Source organism: Streptomyces sp. NPDC045998 (genome assembly GCF_056430285.1).
In genome coordinates this window covers 85,546-99,400 of sequence record NZ_JBWKLJ010000016.1, presented here as the reverse complement: position 1 = coordinate 99,400, position 13,855 = coordinate 85,546, and the positions used below count along the sequence as shown (strand labels likewise).

The window sequence follows — 13,855 nt, the reverse complement described above, 5'->3', positions numbered from 1 at the left end:
TTCCCTTCGGTCTTTCGTGTTTCCAGCTTAGCAGATCCGTTTTCCGTTTCCGCCACCCGCTGGAGCGGGCTGCCGGGCTGTTCTTCGCTTTCGCGCTTCCCTTTCCGGCGGGTTCAAACACTATCAGGCTTTCTCCGCCTCTCTGACCACCACCCGGAGGCGATCGGCACAGAGGTGTAGACCACTGGTGTAGACCAGTTAGGATCTCGGCTTGATAGGTGCTGCCGACGACCTGCGACTCACTGTTGTGTCGGGGTCAGGCAGGTGTATGACCCTACCTGCAGCCGGTAGTTGAGGCAAATCGCTCCGGTGCTCCCGAGGGCCATGAACATGGGCTTCTCGGGCGGAACCGGGACATCTCATGACATACGCTTCTGACAGTACGCCGTCCGGGACAGGCAGTGACGGCGACACAGAATCTCCGCCCCCTGGGAGGCTCCCCATGACCATCGTGACGTCGCCGCTCGCCGGCCGGGCCATCGGACTCGCCGCTGTGCCGGACCCCGTTTTCTCCGGGGCGATGGTCGGGCCCGGTACCGCCATCGATCCCGTGCGTGAGCCTTCCGAGGCGCTCTCTCCCGTCGACGGCGTGGTCGTCTCCCTCCACCCGCACGCGTTCGTCGTCGTGGACGCGGAGGGGCACGGGGTGCTGACGCACCTGGGCATCGACACCGTGCAGATGAACGGCGAGGGCTTCGAGCTCCTTGTGAGCAAGGGCGACACCGTGACGCGCGGACAGGCCGTCGTGCGGTGGAACCCTGCGGCCGTCGAGGAGGCCGGCAAGTCCGCGATCTGTCCGATCGTGGCCCTGGAAGCCACCGCCGACTCCCTCGGTGGGCTCCGTGAGGAGGGCGACGTGGAAGCCGGAGAGTCTCTCTTCACCTGGCAGTGAGCGTGCCGCTGTCCCCGGGACGGCGACGGGTCGGACATTCAAACGTGGTGGCGGCGGGCCGCCACTCAATCGGAGACAGGTGTAATGGAGACAACGCTGCGAGGCGTCGGCGTCAGCCACGGTGTGGCGATCGGCGAGGTTCGGCACATGGGCACGGCAGTCCTGGAGCCGCCGGCCAAGCAGATTCCGGCCGATGAGGCGGAGCGCGAGCAGGGGCGTGCTCGCCAGGCCGTGGAAGCGGTCGCGGCGGATCTGATCGCGCGCGGCAATCTGGCCGGCGGTGAGGCCCAGCACGTGCTCGAGGCGCAGGCCATGATGGCCCAGGACCCGGAGCTGATGGCCGACGTCGACCGTCGTATCGCCGTGGGCAGCACGGCCGAGCGGGCGGTGTACGACGCGTTCGCCGCGTACCGGGCGCTGCTCGCCGGGGCCGGGGAGTACCTGGCGGGGCGGGTCGCGGACCTCGACGACGTACGGAACCGGATCGTGGCGCGGCTGCTGGGTGTGCCGATGCCGGGTGTTCCGGACAGTGACGAGCCGTACGTGCTGATCGCGCGGGATCTGGCTCCGGCGGACACGGCGCTGCTGGACCCGTCGCTGGTCCTGGGGTTCGTGACCGAGGAGGGCGGGCCGACCAGCCACAGCGCGATCCTGGCGCGGGCTCTCGGTGTGCCGGCCGTGGTGGCGCTGCCGGGTGCCGGGGAGCTGGCGGAGGGCACCGTGATCGCGGTGGACGGCAGCACGGGGGAGATCTTCGTCGAGCCGACCGCCGAGCGGCGTGCCGAGCTGGAGCGGGCGGCCGCCGAGCGCAAGGCGGCACTGTCGGCGGCGACCGGTCCGGGGGCGACGTCCGACGGGCACAAGGTGCCGTTGCTGGCGAACGTGGGCGGGCCGGCCGATGTGGCGGCGGCCGTGGAGGCCGGTGCCGAGGGTGTCGGTCTGTTCCGTACCGAGTTCCTGTTCCTGGACGACAGCAAGCAGGCGCCGTCGGAGGACAAGCAGGTCGAGGCGTACCGGAAGGTGCTTGAGGCGTTTCCCGAGGGCCGGGTCGTCGTGCGGGTGCTGGACGCGGGCGCGGACAAGCCGCTGGACTTCCTGACGCCGGCGGACGAGCCGAACCCGGCGCTCGGCGTGCGGGGGCTGCGGGCGCTGTTGGATCACCCGGAGGTGCTGCGGACGCAGCTGTCGGCGCTGTCGAAGGCGGCCGAGGGGCTTCCGGTGTACCTGGAGGTCATGGCGCCGATGGTGGCGGACCGTACGGACGCGAAGGCGTTCGCGGACGCGTGCCGTGAGGCGGGGCTGCGGGCGAAGTTCGGTGCGATGGTGGAGATTCCGTCCGCCGCGCTGCGGGCGCGCTCGATCCTGCAGGAGGTCGAGTTCCTGTCGCTGGGCACGAACGACCTGGCGCAGTACACGTTCGCCGCCGACCGGCAGGTGGGTGCGGTGTCGCGGCTGCAGGACCCGTGGCAGCCGGCCCTGCTGGACTTGGTCGCGCTGTCGGCGGAGGCCGCCCGGGCCGAGGGCAAGAGCTGTGGTGTGTGCGGCGAGGCCGCGTCCGATCCGCTGCTGGCCTGTGTGCTGACGGGTCTCGGGGTCACCTCCCTGTCGATGGGCGCCGCTTCGATTCCGTACGTACGCGCGACGCTGGCGAAGCACACGCTGGCGCAGTGCGAGCGGGCGGCCGCGGCGGCGCGGGCGGCGGACACCGCCGAGGAGGCGCGGCTGGCCGCGCAGGCGGTCCTGTCCGGCGAGTAGGCGCACGGAGGCTGGAGGGGCTTTCCCGCGGTGGCGGGGAAGCCCCTTTCGCTTGCGCGCTCAGTGGTGCGGGGGCGGCAGGTCGTCATCTCCGGTGATGTCGAATCCGGCGAGGTAGTCGACGTTGGGCTCCGGGGAGAGCGGTTCGCCGGTGTCGGCGTCGGTGCAGTAGGCGTTGAAGACCTCGGCGGCGCTCAGCGGGATGAGGCGGCCGCGGTCGAGGCGCCAGCCGTGGACGCGGTCGGGGGCGGCCGGTGTGGTGGTGCGCAGGACCAGTCCACCGGCGCTTTGGAGGGCGATGCCGACCGCGAGGACGGTGGTGAACTCGGCGCCTTCGGCGGAGTCGAGCACGGTGGGGCCGGTGTCCGGGCGCTCGGCGTGGAGCACGGCCAGTAGTTGCTCGTCGCGCGCGGGGATGCTGCAGACGACGTGGTGGGTGCCGGGGCCGGCCTCTTGGAGGAGGCGGTGCAGGAGGTAGGAGGCCCGGTCGAAGGCGTCGCGGCCGATGTCCTGGCCGCAGCGGGCGCACTCTCCGGCGTCGGCGAGGAGCATGGTGGCGTACTCCCAGGTGGCGTGGCGTACGGCTTTGTTGATGAGGGCGGGGACGAGCCGGTCGATGGGTTGTCCGGTGTAGGCGAGGCCGGCGCCGGTGGTGGCGACTTCGGCGGTGAAGCGGCTGCGGCTGGCGGGGCTGTCGGGGTCGAGGCCCGCTTGCGCGCAGTACACGGCGTAGTCCTCGGGGTCGAAGAGGGTGACCGTGGTGTGGCCGCCCTGGGAGGCGAGGCTTCTCAGGAGGGCTTCGACCTGGTGGAGGTAGGTCGCGTGGTCGTCGAAGGTGAAGGTGCGGTAGCGGCGCATGGCCGTGAAGTCCTCTTCGTCCGCCAGGAGGCCGACGGTGCTCGGGACTTCGCGGCGCAGGGCGCGCCGCATCGCGGTGGTGCTCCGGGTGTGTGCCATGAATCCCCCTGGTTCATCGGTGCTCACTCACCGTAACCGAGGGGTCTGACAACGTGGCTTCGCGGACTCGGTCGTGGACCAGGCGGCGCTGGGCGAGGCAGAGGGCGGCATAGCCGGCGCCGAGGAGGGGCCAGGCGAGGGGGCCCGCGGCGATGACGGCGGTGACGAGGAGCGGTCCCGCGCTGCGCTGGGTGGATGCGGCGAGGCCGTGGACGCCGAGGTAGGCGCCCTGGGCGTCGGTGGGGGCGAGGGCGACGGAGAGTTCCCAGGAGACGACGGCGTGGAGCATCTCCACGAAGGTGAGGGCGATCGCTCCCGCGGTGAGGGTGGCGATGGCGGTCCAGGTGCCGCCGGTCGCGGAGGCCGCCAGGGCGAGGCAGCCCGCGATGAAGAGGCAGGCGAGCGGGGTGAGCAGGCGTCGGGCGGCGGCGGGGGTGGTACCGAAGCGGGCGAGCGGCACCTGGAAGACGATCACGAGGGCCGAGTTGAGGACCAGCAGCATCGGGGCGAGGCCGACGGGGGCGTCGGTGGCGTGGATGATCCACAGGGGCAGGCCGACCTGGAGGATCGCGTCGTCGAGGTAGAGGGCGGCTTCGGTGGCGGTGTAGAGGAGGAAGGTGCGGTCGCGCCAGGGGTTGGAGGGCGGGGTGGGGGTGGGCGTGGCCGCGGAGGTGGTGGAGGCGGCGGCGACGCGCGAGGGTGACGGGGGTTCGGCGCAGCGGAGGGTGAGCGCGGCGATCACGACGTACGAGAGGGCGTTGCCGACGAGCAGGGCCTGGTAGGCGGTGGTGGTGCCGACGGTGAGGGCGGCTGCCGCGGCGAGGCCGCCGAGGGCCCAGCCGATGTTGGCCGCGGTGCGGTTGACGGCCTGGTAGCGAGTGCGCTCGGGGCCCGCGACGCGCGCGGCGTAGAGCTTGGTGAGGACGTTGGAGCCCCGGTCGGGGAGGGCGCCGATGGCGGAGTAGAGCAGCAGGAGGGCGTAGCTGTCGGTGGTGAGGAGGGCCAGGAGCGCGGCGGCGCGGAGGAGTTGGGCGCCGATGAGGACGCGGGTGACGGGGAAGCGGTCGGCGAGGCGGCCGGCGAGTGGGGCGCCGGCGATGCCTATGGCTCCGGAGACGCCGATGAGGATGCCGACTTGAGCGACGGACACGCCGCTGACCTGGGTGAAGTAGAGGGCGACGGCCGTGGCCCAGAGTCCGGTGCCGATTTTGTCGATGAGGGTGATGACGAGCATGCGGCGGCCGTCACGGCCCCCCGGGATGTGGATGCGGCTCCGCGTGCGCGGGGTGGGCGCGGTGCGGTGACGGTGCTGGTTCACCGTTTCCCCCTTGACTCCGTATTATGTATTGATACATAGTTGAGTACGTGGCAGCACAATATGCGATCAGTGGGACGTCGGCCAGGGGGATTGCCGCGTCCATCGAGCGGGCCGTGGCCGACGGAGGCCTGGGGCCGGGTGCCGCGCTGCCTCCGGTGCGGCGGCTCGCGGACGACCTGGGAGTCAGCCCCGGGACCGTGGCGACGGCGTACAAGGAGCTGCGGCAGCGCGGGATCGTGGTGACCAGGGGCAGGGGCGGGACCGTGGTGGCGCAGGCGCCGTCGGTCGGGTCGCGGCGGCCGCCGAGGGTGCCGGAGGGGGTGCGCGATCTGGCGGGCGGCCATCCGGACCCGGCGTTCCTGCCGGAGCTCCGGCCCCCGTCACCAGTGACGCCGGTGCCCGGGTCGCACCGGGCGTCACCGCGGCTGGCGGCGCTGGAGGAGCTCACGCGCGCGTGGTTCGCGCGGGACGGGGTTCCGGCGGAGCACGTCACCTTCGCGCACGGCGCTCTCGACTGCGTGGCGCGGCTGCTCTCCACGGAGTTGAAGCCGGGCGATTCGGTGGCGGTGGAGGATCCGGGGTTCCATCACCTGCTGGACCTGGTTCCGGCGCTGGGCCTGCGGATGGTTCCGGTCGCGGTGGACGACGCGGGGATGCTGCCCGAGGCGCTGCGGGCGGCCCTTCGCGCGGGCGTACGGGCGCTGGTGTGCAGTCCGCGCGGGCAGAGCCCCAGGGGCGCGTACTTCACTCGGGAGCGGCGGGACGCGCTGGTGGAGGTGCTGGCAGGCTCCCCCGAGGTGCTGGTCATAGAGGACGACCACAACGCGGAGATCTCCGGGGCGCCGTCGGCCGTGACGCTGGCGGCCGCCGGGCTGACGCGCTGGGCGCAGGTGCGCACGGTCTCCAAGCATCTGGGCATCGACCTGCGGTGGGCGGGGCTCGCGTGTGACGCGACGACGCTGGCCCGGCACGACGGGCGGATGCTGCTGACCTCGGGGTGGGTCAGCCACGTGCTGCAGGAGACGGTGGCGCGGCTGATGGCCGACGAGGAGGCCGCACGGCTGGTGGGGCGGGCCGAGACGGCCTACACCGAGCGGCGGGAGGCGCTGCTCGGTGAGCTGGCGCGGCGCGGGATCGCGGCGCACGGGGCGAGCGGCCTGAACGTGTGGGTGCCGGTGCGCGACGAGTCGGCGGTCGTCAACGGGCTGCGGTCGTACGGCTGGTGGGTGGCCGCGGGGGCCCGCTTCCGGATCGCGGCGCCCACCGCCGTACGGATCACGACGGCGACGCTGGAGCCGCCCGGCGCGGCGCGGCTGGCCTCGGACTTCGCCGGCGTACTGGGCGAGTCCGAGGCCATGTACGGAGGTTGAGTCAGCTCATCTTCCCGCCCTTGGCGGCGCGGGTGCGCGCGAGCCCCTCGTAGAAGCGCAGCAGGTCGAGGTTGTCCACGGAACCGGGGTTGACGGCCTTGGAGAGCTCGGTGCCCTGAAGGAGGCGTTTGACCGGCACCTCGATGCGCTTGCCGGTGAGGGTGTGCGGGACGCCGGGGACCTCGATGATCTCGTCGGGCACGTGGCGCGGGGACAGCTCCGTACGGATGGTCCGCTTGATGCGGTCGATCAGCTCGTCGTCGAGGGCGGCCCCTTCGGCGAGGTGGACGAAGAGCGGCATCCAGTAGCCGCCGTCGGGCTCCTCCAGGCCGATGACGAGCGATTCGCGGATCTCGGGGAGGCGTTCCACCGCCTCATAGATATCGGCGCTCCCCATACGGACGCCCTGGCGGTTGAGGGTGGAGTCGGAACGGCCGTGGATGACGACCGAGCCGCGGTCCGTGATCGTGATCCAGTCACCGTGGCGCCAGACGCCGGGGTACATCTCGAAGTAGCTGTCGCGGTAGCGGCTGCCGTCCGGGTCGTTCCAGAACCGGATGGGCATGGACGGCATGGGCTGGGTGACGACCAGCTCGCCCACCTCGCCGGTCACGGGCTTGCCCTGCGGGTCCCAGGCCTGGAGGTCGGTGCCCAGGCAGGCGGCCTGGAGCTCCCCCACGTGGACGGGAAGGGTGGGCACGGCGCCGGCGAAGCAGCTGCACACGTCCGTGCCGCCGCTGACGGAGGCGATCCACAGGTCGTCGCGGACCTCGTCGTGGAGCCAGCGGAAGCCGTCCGGAGGGAGTGGGGAGCCGGTGGTGGCGACGCACGTGATGCGGGACAGGTCGTGGTCGCGGGACGGGTGGACGCCCGCCTTGCGGCAGGCCATGACGTACGCCGCGGACGTGCCGTAGAGGGTGGTCCCGGTCAGTTCGGCGACGCGCCACTGCGCGCCGGTGTCCGGGTAGCCGGGGCTGCCGTCGTACAGGACGACCGTGGTGCCGGTGAGCAGGCCGGAGACGAGGAAGTTCCACATCATCCAGCCGGTGGAGGTGTACCAGAAGAAGCGGTCCTCCGGGCCGAGGTCGCAGTGCAGGCCGAGCTGCTTGATGTGCTCGAGGAGGATGCCGCCCTGGGACTGGACGATCGCCTTGGGCAGGCCGGTGGTGCCGGAGGAGTACAGCACCCACAGGGGGTGGTCGAAGGGCACCTGCTCGAAGACGGGTTCCGCGTCGCCGTCCGTCAGGGCGGACCAGTCGAGGGCGCCCTCGGGGGCGTCCGTGCCGAGGAGCGGGATGTGGACGACGGCGCGCAGGGTGGGCAGTTCGCGGCGCAGCTCGGCGACGGTGTCGCGGCGGTCGTGCTCCTTGCCGCCGTAGCGGTAGCCGTCGACGGTGAACAGGACGACCGGTTCCACCTGCTGGAAGCGGTCCAGCACGCTGCGCGCGCCGAAGTCGGGGGCGCAGGAGGTCCACACGGCGCCGACGGCGGCTGTGGCGAGGAGGGCGGTGACGGCCTGCGGGATGTTGGGCAGGTAGCCGCTGACCCGGTCGCCGGGGCGTACGCCGAGGGCGCGCAGCTCGGCGGCGAGGGCGCCCACCTGCCGGCGCAGCTCCGCCCAGCTGATGGGCGTCGCCTCCTGGGCCTCGTCGACGTGGAGCAGGGCGGCCGCGTCCGGGCGGTCGGCGGCGGCGCGCAGGGCGTGCTCGGCGTAGTTGAGGGTGGCGCCGGGGAACCACTGGGCACCGGGCATCGAGCGGTCGCCCAGGACCCGCTCGTACGGCGTCGAGAAGCGGATGTCGAACCACTCCGCCACCGCTTGCCAGAAGGTGTCGAGGTGCTCGATGGACCAACGGTGCAGCGCGGGGTAGCCGCCGTCGGCCGGGGCTCCGTGCCGCTCGGCCGCCCAGGCCTGGAAGCGGGTGACCGCGGCGGTGGCGATACGGTCCTGGTCGGGCTGCCAGAGCGGCTCGGGCTGCGCGTGCTCTGAGGTCATGGGGCTGCTCCCTGGCTGTACGTCCCTGTACGCGGGTCTGCGTGGGTCGCGCGCACGTGCGGGGTGTGCGCGTGACGCGGCTGACAGGGACGATGCCATGTGATCGTTGTTCGCACCAGGGTTCCCCGCCCATGGTCGCGAGGCTGAATATGTGGTCCCACCACGGGTGAACGGCAGTTGAACGGCCCTCCCCCGCGCGTGGACGGGTGGCAGGGTGAGCCGCATGGACGGTCGTGATCTGGTGCGTTCGGTGAAGGTCTTCTCGACGGTACGGGGCCTGCGGGCCGTGCGCTCGGCGTGGCGGCAGCGCCGTACGGACGCCTGGGGGCTGCCGCCTCGCGGAGCCGAACGGGCGCGGACACCGGGGCCCGCCCAGGGGGCGGAGCCGCTGCCGGGCGGCGGCGTGGTGACGTTCGCCCGGTCCGTGCTGCGGGTGTGGGTGACGGCCGGCGGCACGGTCTTCTGGGGCTGGGACGGGGCCGAGCCGCTCCCGTCGTACGCGCTGGCCGGTGCCCCTCCGGAGCCGGACCAGCGGGCCGTGCTGGAGCCGGACACGGGCGGCGGCTGGCGGGTGGTGGCGGAGCGGGTGACGGTGGCGGTGTCGCGCGACGGCGCCGTGGAGATCCGCACGCCGGGGGGCGTCATGCTGCGCCGGGAGCTGCCGCCCCGCTGGTGGGAGCCGGTGGGCCGGGAGCCCGCGGGCGGGGGGACGACGGGCGGGGAGGCGGTGGGCGGGAGGGGCCCGGCGGGCGGTGCCGCGGCGGGTCCCGTGCGGTGGGTGCAGCGCTCGGAGGTACCGGCCGACGCGCGGTTCTTCGGGCTCGGCGGGCGGGCGTCGGGGCCACGGCTGCGGGACGGCACGTACCGGCTGTGGAACACCGATCCGGGTGGTGGCTTCGGTCCCGGTGACGACCCGCTCTACATCACCATGCCGGTGCAGCTGGTGGTGTCCGACGCGGGGACCCATCTGGCCTTCCACGACAACTCCTGGGACGGGCTGGTGACCCTGCGGGAGGGCGAGGAGGGCGCCGGGTCGGGGCACGACCGGCCGGGGGCGAGCGAGGTGCGGATGAGCGGTGGCCCGCTGCGCTGCTGGGTCGTGGTGGGGACCCCCGCGCGCGTGCTGCACGGCTGGACCACCCTGACCGGCGCGCCCGCGCTGCCGCCGTCCTGGGCGCTGGGACCGCAGCACGCGCGGTGGGGCTTCGGCACGGAGCGGGAGGTGCGGCGCGTGGTGGCCGGCTACCGGCAGCACGAGCTGCCGCTGTCGGCGCTGCACCTGGACATCGACCACTACCGGGAGCACCAGGTGTTCACGGTGGACCGGGAGCGGTTCCCCGACCTGCCCGGGCTCGCCCGGGAGGCACGCGAGGCGGGGGTACGGCTGGTGTCGATCGTCGACCCGGGGGTCAGGGCGGAGCGCGGCAACGCGGTGTACGAGAGCGGGCGGTCGGTCGGGGCCTCGGGGGCGTACGTACGGGACGGGCGGGGCGGTGAGGTGCGGGGGCTGGTGTGGCCGGGTGAGTGCGTGTTCCCGGACTTCACCGATCCCGCCGTACGGACGTGGTGGGGCGGCCTGTACGAGGAGCGGCTCGCGCAGGGCTTCTCCGGGGTGTGGCACGACATGAACGAACCGGTGTCGTTCGCGGCGTTCGGTGACAGGACGCTGCCCCGTTCGGCGCGGCACGCCCTGGAAGGGCGGGGCGGCGACCACCGCGAGGCGCACAACGTGTACGGCCTGACGATGGCCAGGGCGGGCTACGAAGGGCTGCGGCGGCTGCGGCCCGACGAGCGGCCGTTCCTCTTCTCGCGGTCCGGCTGGGCGGGGATGCAGCGGTACGGGGGGACGTGGTCGGGCGATGTGTCGACCGGGTGGCCGGGGCTGCGGGCGTCGCTCTCCCTGGTGCTGGGACTGGGCCTGTGCGGGGTGCCGTACTCGGGGCCCGATGTGGGCGGGTTCGACGGGATCCCTTCGCCGGAGCTTTTCCTGCGCTGGTTCCAGCTGGGCGCGTGGCTGCCGCTGTTCCGTACGCACTCGGCGATCGACGCGGGGCTGCGCGAGCCGTGGGAGTTCGGGCCGCGGGTGCTGCGGCACGCGCGCGTGGCGCTGGCCGAACGCGAACGGCTGCGGCCGTACTTCGTGACGCTGGCCCATCTGGCGCGGCTCACGGGGGCGCCGTACGCGCGGCCGCTGTGGTGGGGTGCTCCGGAGGACCGTGCGCTGCGCGACTGTGAGGACGCCTTCCTGCTGGGCGACGCGCTGCTCGTGGCGCCGGTGATGGCGCGCGGCGTGGACCGCCGGGCCGTACGGCTTCCGCGCGGGCGCTGGTACGACACCGCGACCGGCCGGGCGTACGACGGGCCGGGTCAGGTGCTGTTGGACGCTCCGCTGTCGCGTATCCCGGTGCTCGCGCGGGGCGGGGCGGTGATCCCCGTACGGGGCGAGGACGGCGAGGAGGAGCTGGAGGTGTGGGCTCCGGCGGCGGGGCGCACGGGCGGTGGGCTGGTGGTGCGCGACGCGGGTGACGGCTGGGAACGGGCGGAGGTGGAGCGGTACACGAGCCGACTGGTGGACGGCGGGGTCCGGGTGGAGCGGGTGACGGACGACGGCGCGCGGCCGGTGGAGGAACGACGGGTGAGGGTGCGGGGGCTGGGCGCGGTGGCGGGATGACGGCAAACGGGTGAACGACACGCACACGCGCGCCGGGTGCGGCGTTACGCAGGGCGGGCCCGGCCGCTCGGTGCCGGACCGCTCGACGAAGGGATGGACCATGATCAAGCAGGTGCTGGCGACCGCCGGTGTCGCCGCGGCCGTGCTCGGCGCTTCCGCCTCGGCCGCCTCGGCGGTCGGCGACCGCGGGGTGAACACCCAGAACGGCAACTACTCCGTGCAGGAGTACGGCAACACGGGCAGCGACCCGGCGCTGACGGCCGACCGCAGCGCGGACGAGGCGGCGCTGCGGTCGCTGGATCGCCTGTAGGTCTCAGCAGGGCCCCGCGCGGGATCACCCGGAGGGTGTCCCCGTCCCGTAGCGGCCGGCGAACCAGTTCCGTACGGCCGCGGTGTGCAGCGGGAACGCGAGCTCCGCCGGCGCGTACAGGACGTGGTGGCCCGACGTCTCGGCGGTGGCGGCGGAGGGCGGCAGCCCGGCGGCGGGGCGCTCCGGGAGGAGGCCGAAGAGCAGCAGGTGGCCGGCGGGTGAGCTCATGGCGTCGGCGAGGCGGACGTCGGCGGCGGCCGCGGGGATGCCGGTCTCCTCCCGCAACTCCCGTACCACCGCGTGCCGCCAGTCCTCCGCGTGGTCGATGAAGCCGCCGGGCAGGGCGACGCCCCCGCGGTGGGGCTCGATGGTGCGGGTGATGACGACGAGGCCGGTCCCGCGTGTGCCGGTGACGGGGAGCAGGGCGACTGCGACCGGCAGCGGGTTGCGGTAGGCGGTGTCGCCGCAGGAGGCGCACGTGCGGGGCCAGTCGGCCGCGGACGGGTAGGGCGCGCCGCAGGCGCCGCAGTGGGAGTCCTTCACAGGGCGGACTGTAGCGGGGGGCCTTGGACCCGGGGCCTTGAGGCTTGGGGGCGGGGGGCTCGGGGGCTGGGCCGGGGGCTTGGGCTTGGGGGCCGGGGCTTGCGGCAAAGCGGGCTCAGGGCGAGGCGGGCTGTACCCGTCCGGGCCGAGCTGGTAGATCCGTGGGCATGACACGACTCGGTACCGCTCTCCGCACGCTCGTGGCGGCCGCCACCGCGCTCCTCTCCGTGGCGGCGGCACCCGCCGCGCAGGCCACGCCCGAGCCCAAGGCGCCGCAGGAGTTCGTGGCGCTGCGCTCCGTGGATCCGACCATCATCCAGGAGATGCGCTACACCACGGCGCACAACTTCGTCGGTGAGCCGGTGGACGGGTACCGGCAGCCGCTGTGCATCCTCACCAGGCCCGCCGCACAGGCGCTGCACCGGGCCCAGGTGCGGCTCTTGCGGCAGGGGTACTCCCTGAAGGTGTACGACTGCTACCGGCCGCAGCGCGCGGTGGACCACTTCGTACGGTGGGCCAAGGACCTCCGGGACGAGCGGATGAAAGCGGAGTTCTATCCGCTCGTGGACAAGTCGCGGCTCTTCGCGGACGGTTACATCGCCGAGAAGTCCGGGCACAGCCGCGGCTCGACGGTCGACCTCACGATCGTGAAGCTGCCCGCCCCGCCGACACGGCCGTACGTGCCGGGCGAGAAGCTGGTGCCCTGCTCCGCGCCCCGCGAGGAGCGGTTCCCCGACAACTCCCTCGACATGGGCACGGGTTTCGACTGCTTCGACACGCTGTCCCACACGGACGATCCCCGCGTCCAGGGGGTGCAGCGCGCGAACCGGCAGCTGCTGAAGAGCACGCTCGCCGCCCAGGGTTTCGTGAACCTGCCCGAGGAGTGGTGGCACTTCACGTACAAGCCGGAGCCCTTCCCGGAGACGTACTTCGACTTCCCTGTGGCACGGCGTTCGGTGGCCGGGCGCTGAGCCGACGCGGGAAGACGTGCCCCCCGCCGTCCGGGGGCGCGGAGTCCTCAGGGAGCCGCCGGTTCGCGCTGCCGGTCGGCGAGGGTCAGCGCGTGCTCGACGACCGCCACCAGCACCTCCTTGACCGACGCGCGCTCGCGCGCGTCGCACATCAGCAGCGGCACCTCGGGGTCGAGGTCGAGCGCCGCCCGCACCGTCTGGGCGGGGAACCCGGGCGCGCCCTCGAAGCGGTTCACGGCCACCGCGAAGGGGATGCCCCGCCGCTCGAAGTAGTCGATGGCGGCGAAGCAGTCCTCCAGACGGCGGGTGTCCACGAGGACCACCGCGCCGAGCGCACCCTGCGCGAGCTCGTCCCACAGGAACCAGAAGCGGTCCTGTCCCGGCGTACCGAACAGGTACAGCACCAGGTCCTCGCGGAGGGTGATCCGCCCGAAGTCCATGGCGACGGTGGTGGTGGACTTCGACTCGACGCCGTGCAGATCGTCGACGGGCCGGCCCGCCTCCGTGAGGGTCTCCTCGGTGCGCAGCGGCCGGATCTCGCTGACCGCGCCGACGAGGGTCGTCTTGCCCACTCCGAACCCGCCCGCGACGAGGATCTTGAGTGTCACCGGCTCGACCACCGGCCGATCGGCGCGGTGGGAGCTAGAGCGCCCGAAGGCCATTGATCACCTCACGCAGAATGTTCACGTCCGGCAGTTCTGCCGGCGGGACGGGACGGGTTACGTGGACGAGTTCGTCCTCGACGAGGTCGCCCACCAGGACGCGGACCACCCCGACGGGGAGGTCGAGTCCGGCGGCGAGCTCGGCGATGGACTGGGGGAAGTCGCTGCACCGCTCGACGATCTCCACATGCTCCGGGGAGAGCATCTGGTCGCGGCCGGGGTCCTCGGCCGCGGGTTCGGGGACGACCACCGCGATCAGGTCGAGGCGGTGGCGGGTGGCGCTGCTGGTACGGCCGCGGGTCATCGCGTACGGACGGACCACGGGGCCCGCTTCGTCGTCGAACCAGTGGTGTGGCTCCCGGCGGGTCCGGCCTCTGTGCCGGCTGTGCTGCCCTGCTGCGTCACTCATC

General features: G+C 73.0%; 13 protein-coding genes. 7 read left to right on the top strand and 6 right to left on the bottom strand.

The window, feature by feature from the left end; all coding sequences use genetic code 11:
* The 3 genes from AC07FJ_RS32785 to ptsP form a co-directional block, all read left to right on the top strand.
* The coding region (locus tag AC07FJ_RS32785) for a hypothetical protein (RefSeq protein ID WP_479052828.1) at positions 1-180 on the top strand (180 nt) is incomplete at its 5' end.
* Positions 181-442: 262 nt separating this feature from the next.
* Complete coding sequence (locus AC07FJ_RS32780; protein ID WP_479052827.1) at positions 443-892, top strand: PTS sugar transporter subunit IIA; 450 nt, start codon at positions 443-445, stop codon at positions 890-892.
* A gap of 84 nt (positions 893-976) precedes the next feature.
* Positions 977-2,647: a phosphoenolpyruvate--protein phosphotransferase gene (gene ptsP / locus AC07FJ_RS32775; RefSeq protein ID WP_479052826.1), complete on the top strand. Its 1,671-nt coding sequence runs from the start codon at positions 977-979 to the stop codon at positions 2,645-2,647.
* A gap of 60 nt (positions 2,648-2,707) precedes the next feature.
* Here the strand turns inward: ptsP and AC07FJ_RS32770 are convergent, their stop codons facing one another.
* On the bottom strand, positions 2,708-3,604 hold the full coding sequence (locus AC07FJ_RS32770) for a hypothetical protein (protein ID WP_479052825.1): 897 nt from the start codon (positions 3,602-3,604) through the stop codon (positions 2,708-2,710).
* Positions 3,605-3,617: 13 nt separating this feature from the next.
* Complete coding sequence (locus AC07FJ_RS32765) at positions 3,618-4,922, bottom strand: MFS transporter (protein WP_479052824.1); 1,305 nt, start codon at positions 4,920-4,922, stop codon at positions 3,618-3,620.
* A 47-nt stretch (positions 4,923-4,969) separates the two neighbouring features.
* Here AC07FJ_RS32765 and AC07FJ_RS32760 point away from each other — a divergent pair, with 47 nt between their 5' ends.
* Positions 4,970-6,292 (top strand): aminotransferase class I/II-fold pyridoxal phosphate-dependent enzyme, encoded by a 1,323-nt coding sequence (locus AC07FJ_RS32760; protein ID WP_479052823.1) that lies wholly within the window; start codon positions 4,970-4,972, stop codon positions 6,290-6,292.
* Between the two features lies 1 nt (position 6,293).
* Here AC07FJ_RS32760 and AC07FJ_RS32755 read toward each other — a convergent pair whose 3' ends face one another.
* Positions 6,294-8,288, bottom strand: coding sequence for an acetoacetate--CoA ligase (locus AC07FJ_RS32755; protein ID WP_479052822.1), 1,995 nt, complete (start codon positions 8,286-8,288; stop codon positions 6,294-6,296).
* A 223-nt stretch (positions 8,289-8,511) separates the two neighbouring features.
* Here AC07FJ_RS32755 and AC07FJ_RS32750 point away from each other — a divergent pair, with 223 nt between their 5' ends.
* Together AC07FJ_RS32750 and AC07FJ_RS32745 are read left to right on the top strand one after the other, a co-directional pair.
* On the top strand, positions 8,512-10,959 hold the full coding sequence (locus AC07FJ_RS32750; RefSeq protein WP_479052821.1) for a glycoside hydrolase family 31 protein: 2,448 nt from the start codon (positions 8,512-8,514) through the stop codon (positions 10,957-10,959).
* A gap of 100 nt (positions 10,960-11,059) precedes the next feature.
* Positions 11,060-11,269, top strand: coding sequence for a hypothetical protein (locus AC07FJ_RS32745; RefSeq protein WP_479052820.1), 210 nt, complete (start codon positions 11,060-11,062; stop codon positions 11,267-11,269).
* 24 nt (positions 11,270-11,293) lie between these two features.
* On the opposite strand, the gene AC07FJ_RS32740 is transcribed toward AC07FJ_RS32745, so the two are convergent.
* Complete coding sequence (locus tag AC07FJ_RS32740) at positions 11,294-11,812, bottom strand: NUDIX domain-containing protein (protein ID WP_479052819.1); 519 nt, start codon at positions 11,810-11,812, stop codon at positions 11,294-11,296.
* Positions 11,813-11,979: 167 nt separating this feature from the next.
* Between AC07FJ_RS32740 and AC07FJ_RS32735 the strand changes: the two genes are divergently transcribed.
* A complete protein-coding gene (locus AC07FJ_RS32735; RefSeq protein ID WP_479052818.1) occupies positions 11,980-12,783 on the top strand; it encodes a M15 family metallopeptidase in 804 nt (267 codons plus the stop codon).
* A gap of 47 nt (positions 12,784-12,830) precedes the next feature.
* On the opposite strand, the gene AC07FJ_RS32730 is transcribed toward AC07FJ_RS32735, so the two are convergent.
* Together AC07FJ_RS32730 and AC07FJ_RS32725 are read right to left on the bottom strand one after the other, a co-directional pair.
* A complete protein-coding gene (locus tag AC07FJ_RS32730; protein ID WP_479052817.1) occupies positions 12,831-13,445 on the bottom strand; it encodes a GTP-binding protein in 615 nt (204 codons plus the stop codon).
* Entirely contained in the window at positions 13,426-13,854 is a 429-nt protein-coding gene (locus tag AC07FJ_RS32725; RefSeq protein ID WP_361429709.1) for a DUF742 domain-containing protein, read from the bottom strand. The genes AC07FJ_RS32730 and AC07FJ_RS32725 overlap by 20 nt, the downstream gene beginning before the upstream one ends.
* Position 13,855 lies beyond the last annotated feature (1 nt).

Coding starts and splice junctions, on each gene's coding strand:
- AC07FJ_RS32780 (WP_479052827.1), top strand. CDS start 443: ATGACCATCGTGACGTCGCCGCTCGCCGGCCGGGCCATCGGACTCGCC.
- ptsP (WP_479052826.1), top strand. CDS start 977: ATGGAGACAACGCTGCGAGGCGTCGGCGTCAGCCACGGTGTGGCGATC.
- AC07FJ_RS32770 (WP_479052825.1), bottom strand. CDS start 3,604: ATGGCACACACCCGGAGCACCACCGCGATGCGGCGCGCCCTGCGCCGC.
- AC07FJ_RS32755 (WP_479052822.1), bottom strand. CDS start 8,288: ATGACCTCAGAGCACGCGCAGCCCGAGCCGCTCTGGCAGCCCGACCAG.
- AC07FJ_RS32750 (WP_479052821.1), top strand. CDS start 8,512: ATGGACGGTCGTGATCTGGTGCGTTCGGTGAAGGTCTTCTCGACGGTA.
- AC07FJ_RS32745 (WP_479052820.1), top strand. CDS start 11,060: ATGATCAAGCAGGTGCTGGCGACCGCCGGTGTCGCCGCGGCCGTGCTC.
- AC07FJ_RS32735 (WP_479052818.1), top strand. CDS start 11,980: ATGACACGACTCGGTACCGCTCTCCGCACGCTCGTGGCGGCCGCCACC.
- AC07FJ_RS32730 (WP_479052817.1), bottom strand. CDS start 13,445: ATGGCCTTCGGGCGCTCTAGCTCCCACCGCGCCGATCGGCCGGTGGTC.
- AC07FJ_RS32725 (WP_361429709.1), bottom strand. CDS start 13,854: ATGAGTGACGCAGCAGGGCAGCACAGCCGGCACAGAGGCCGGACCCGC.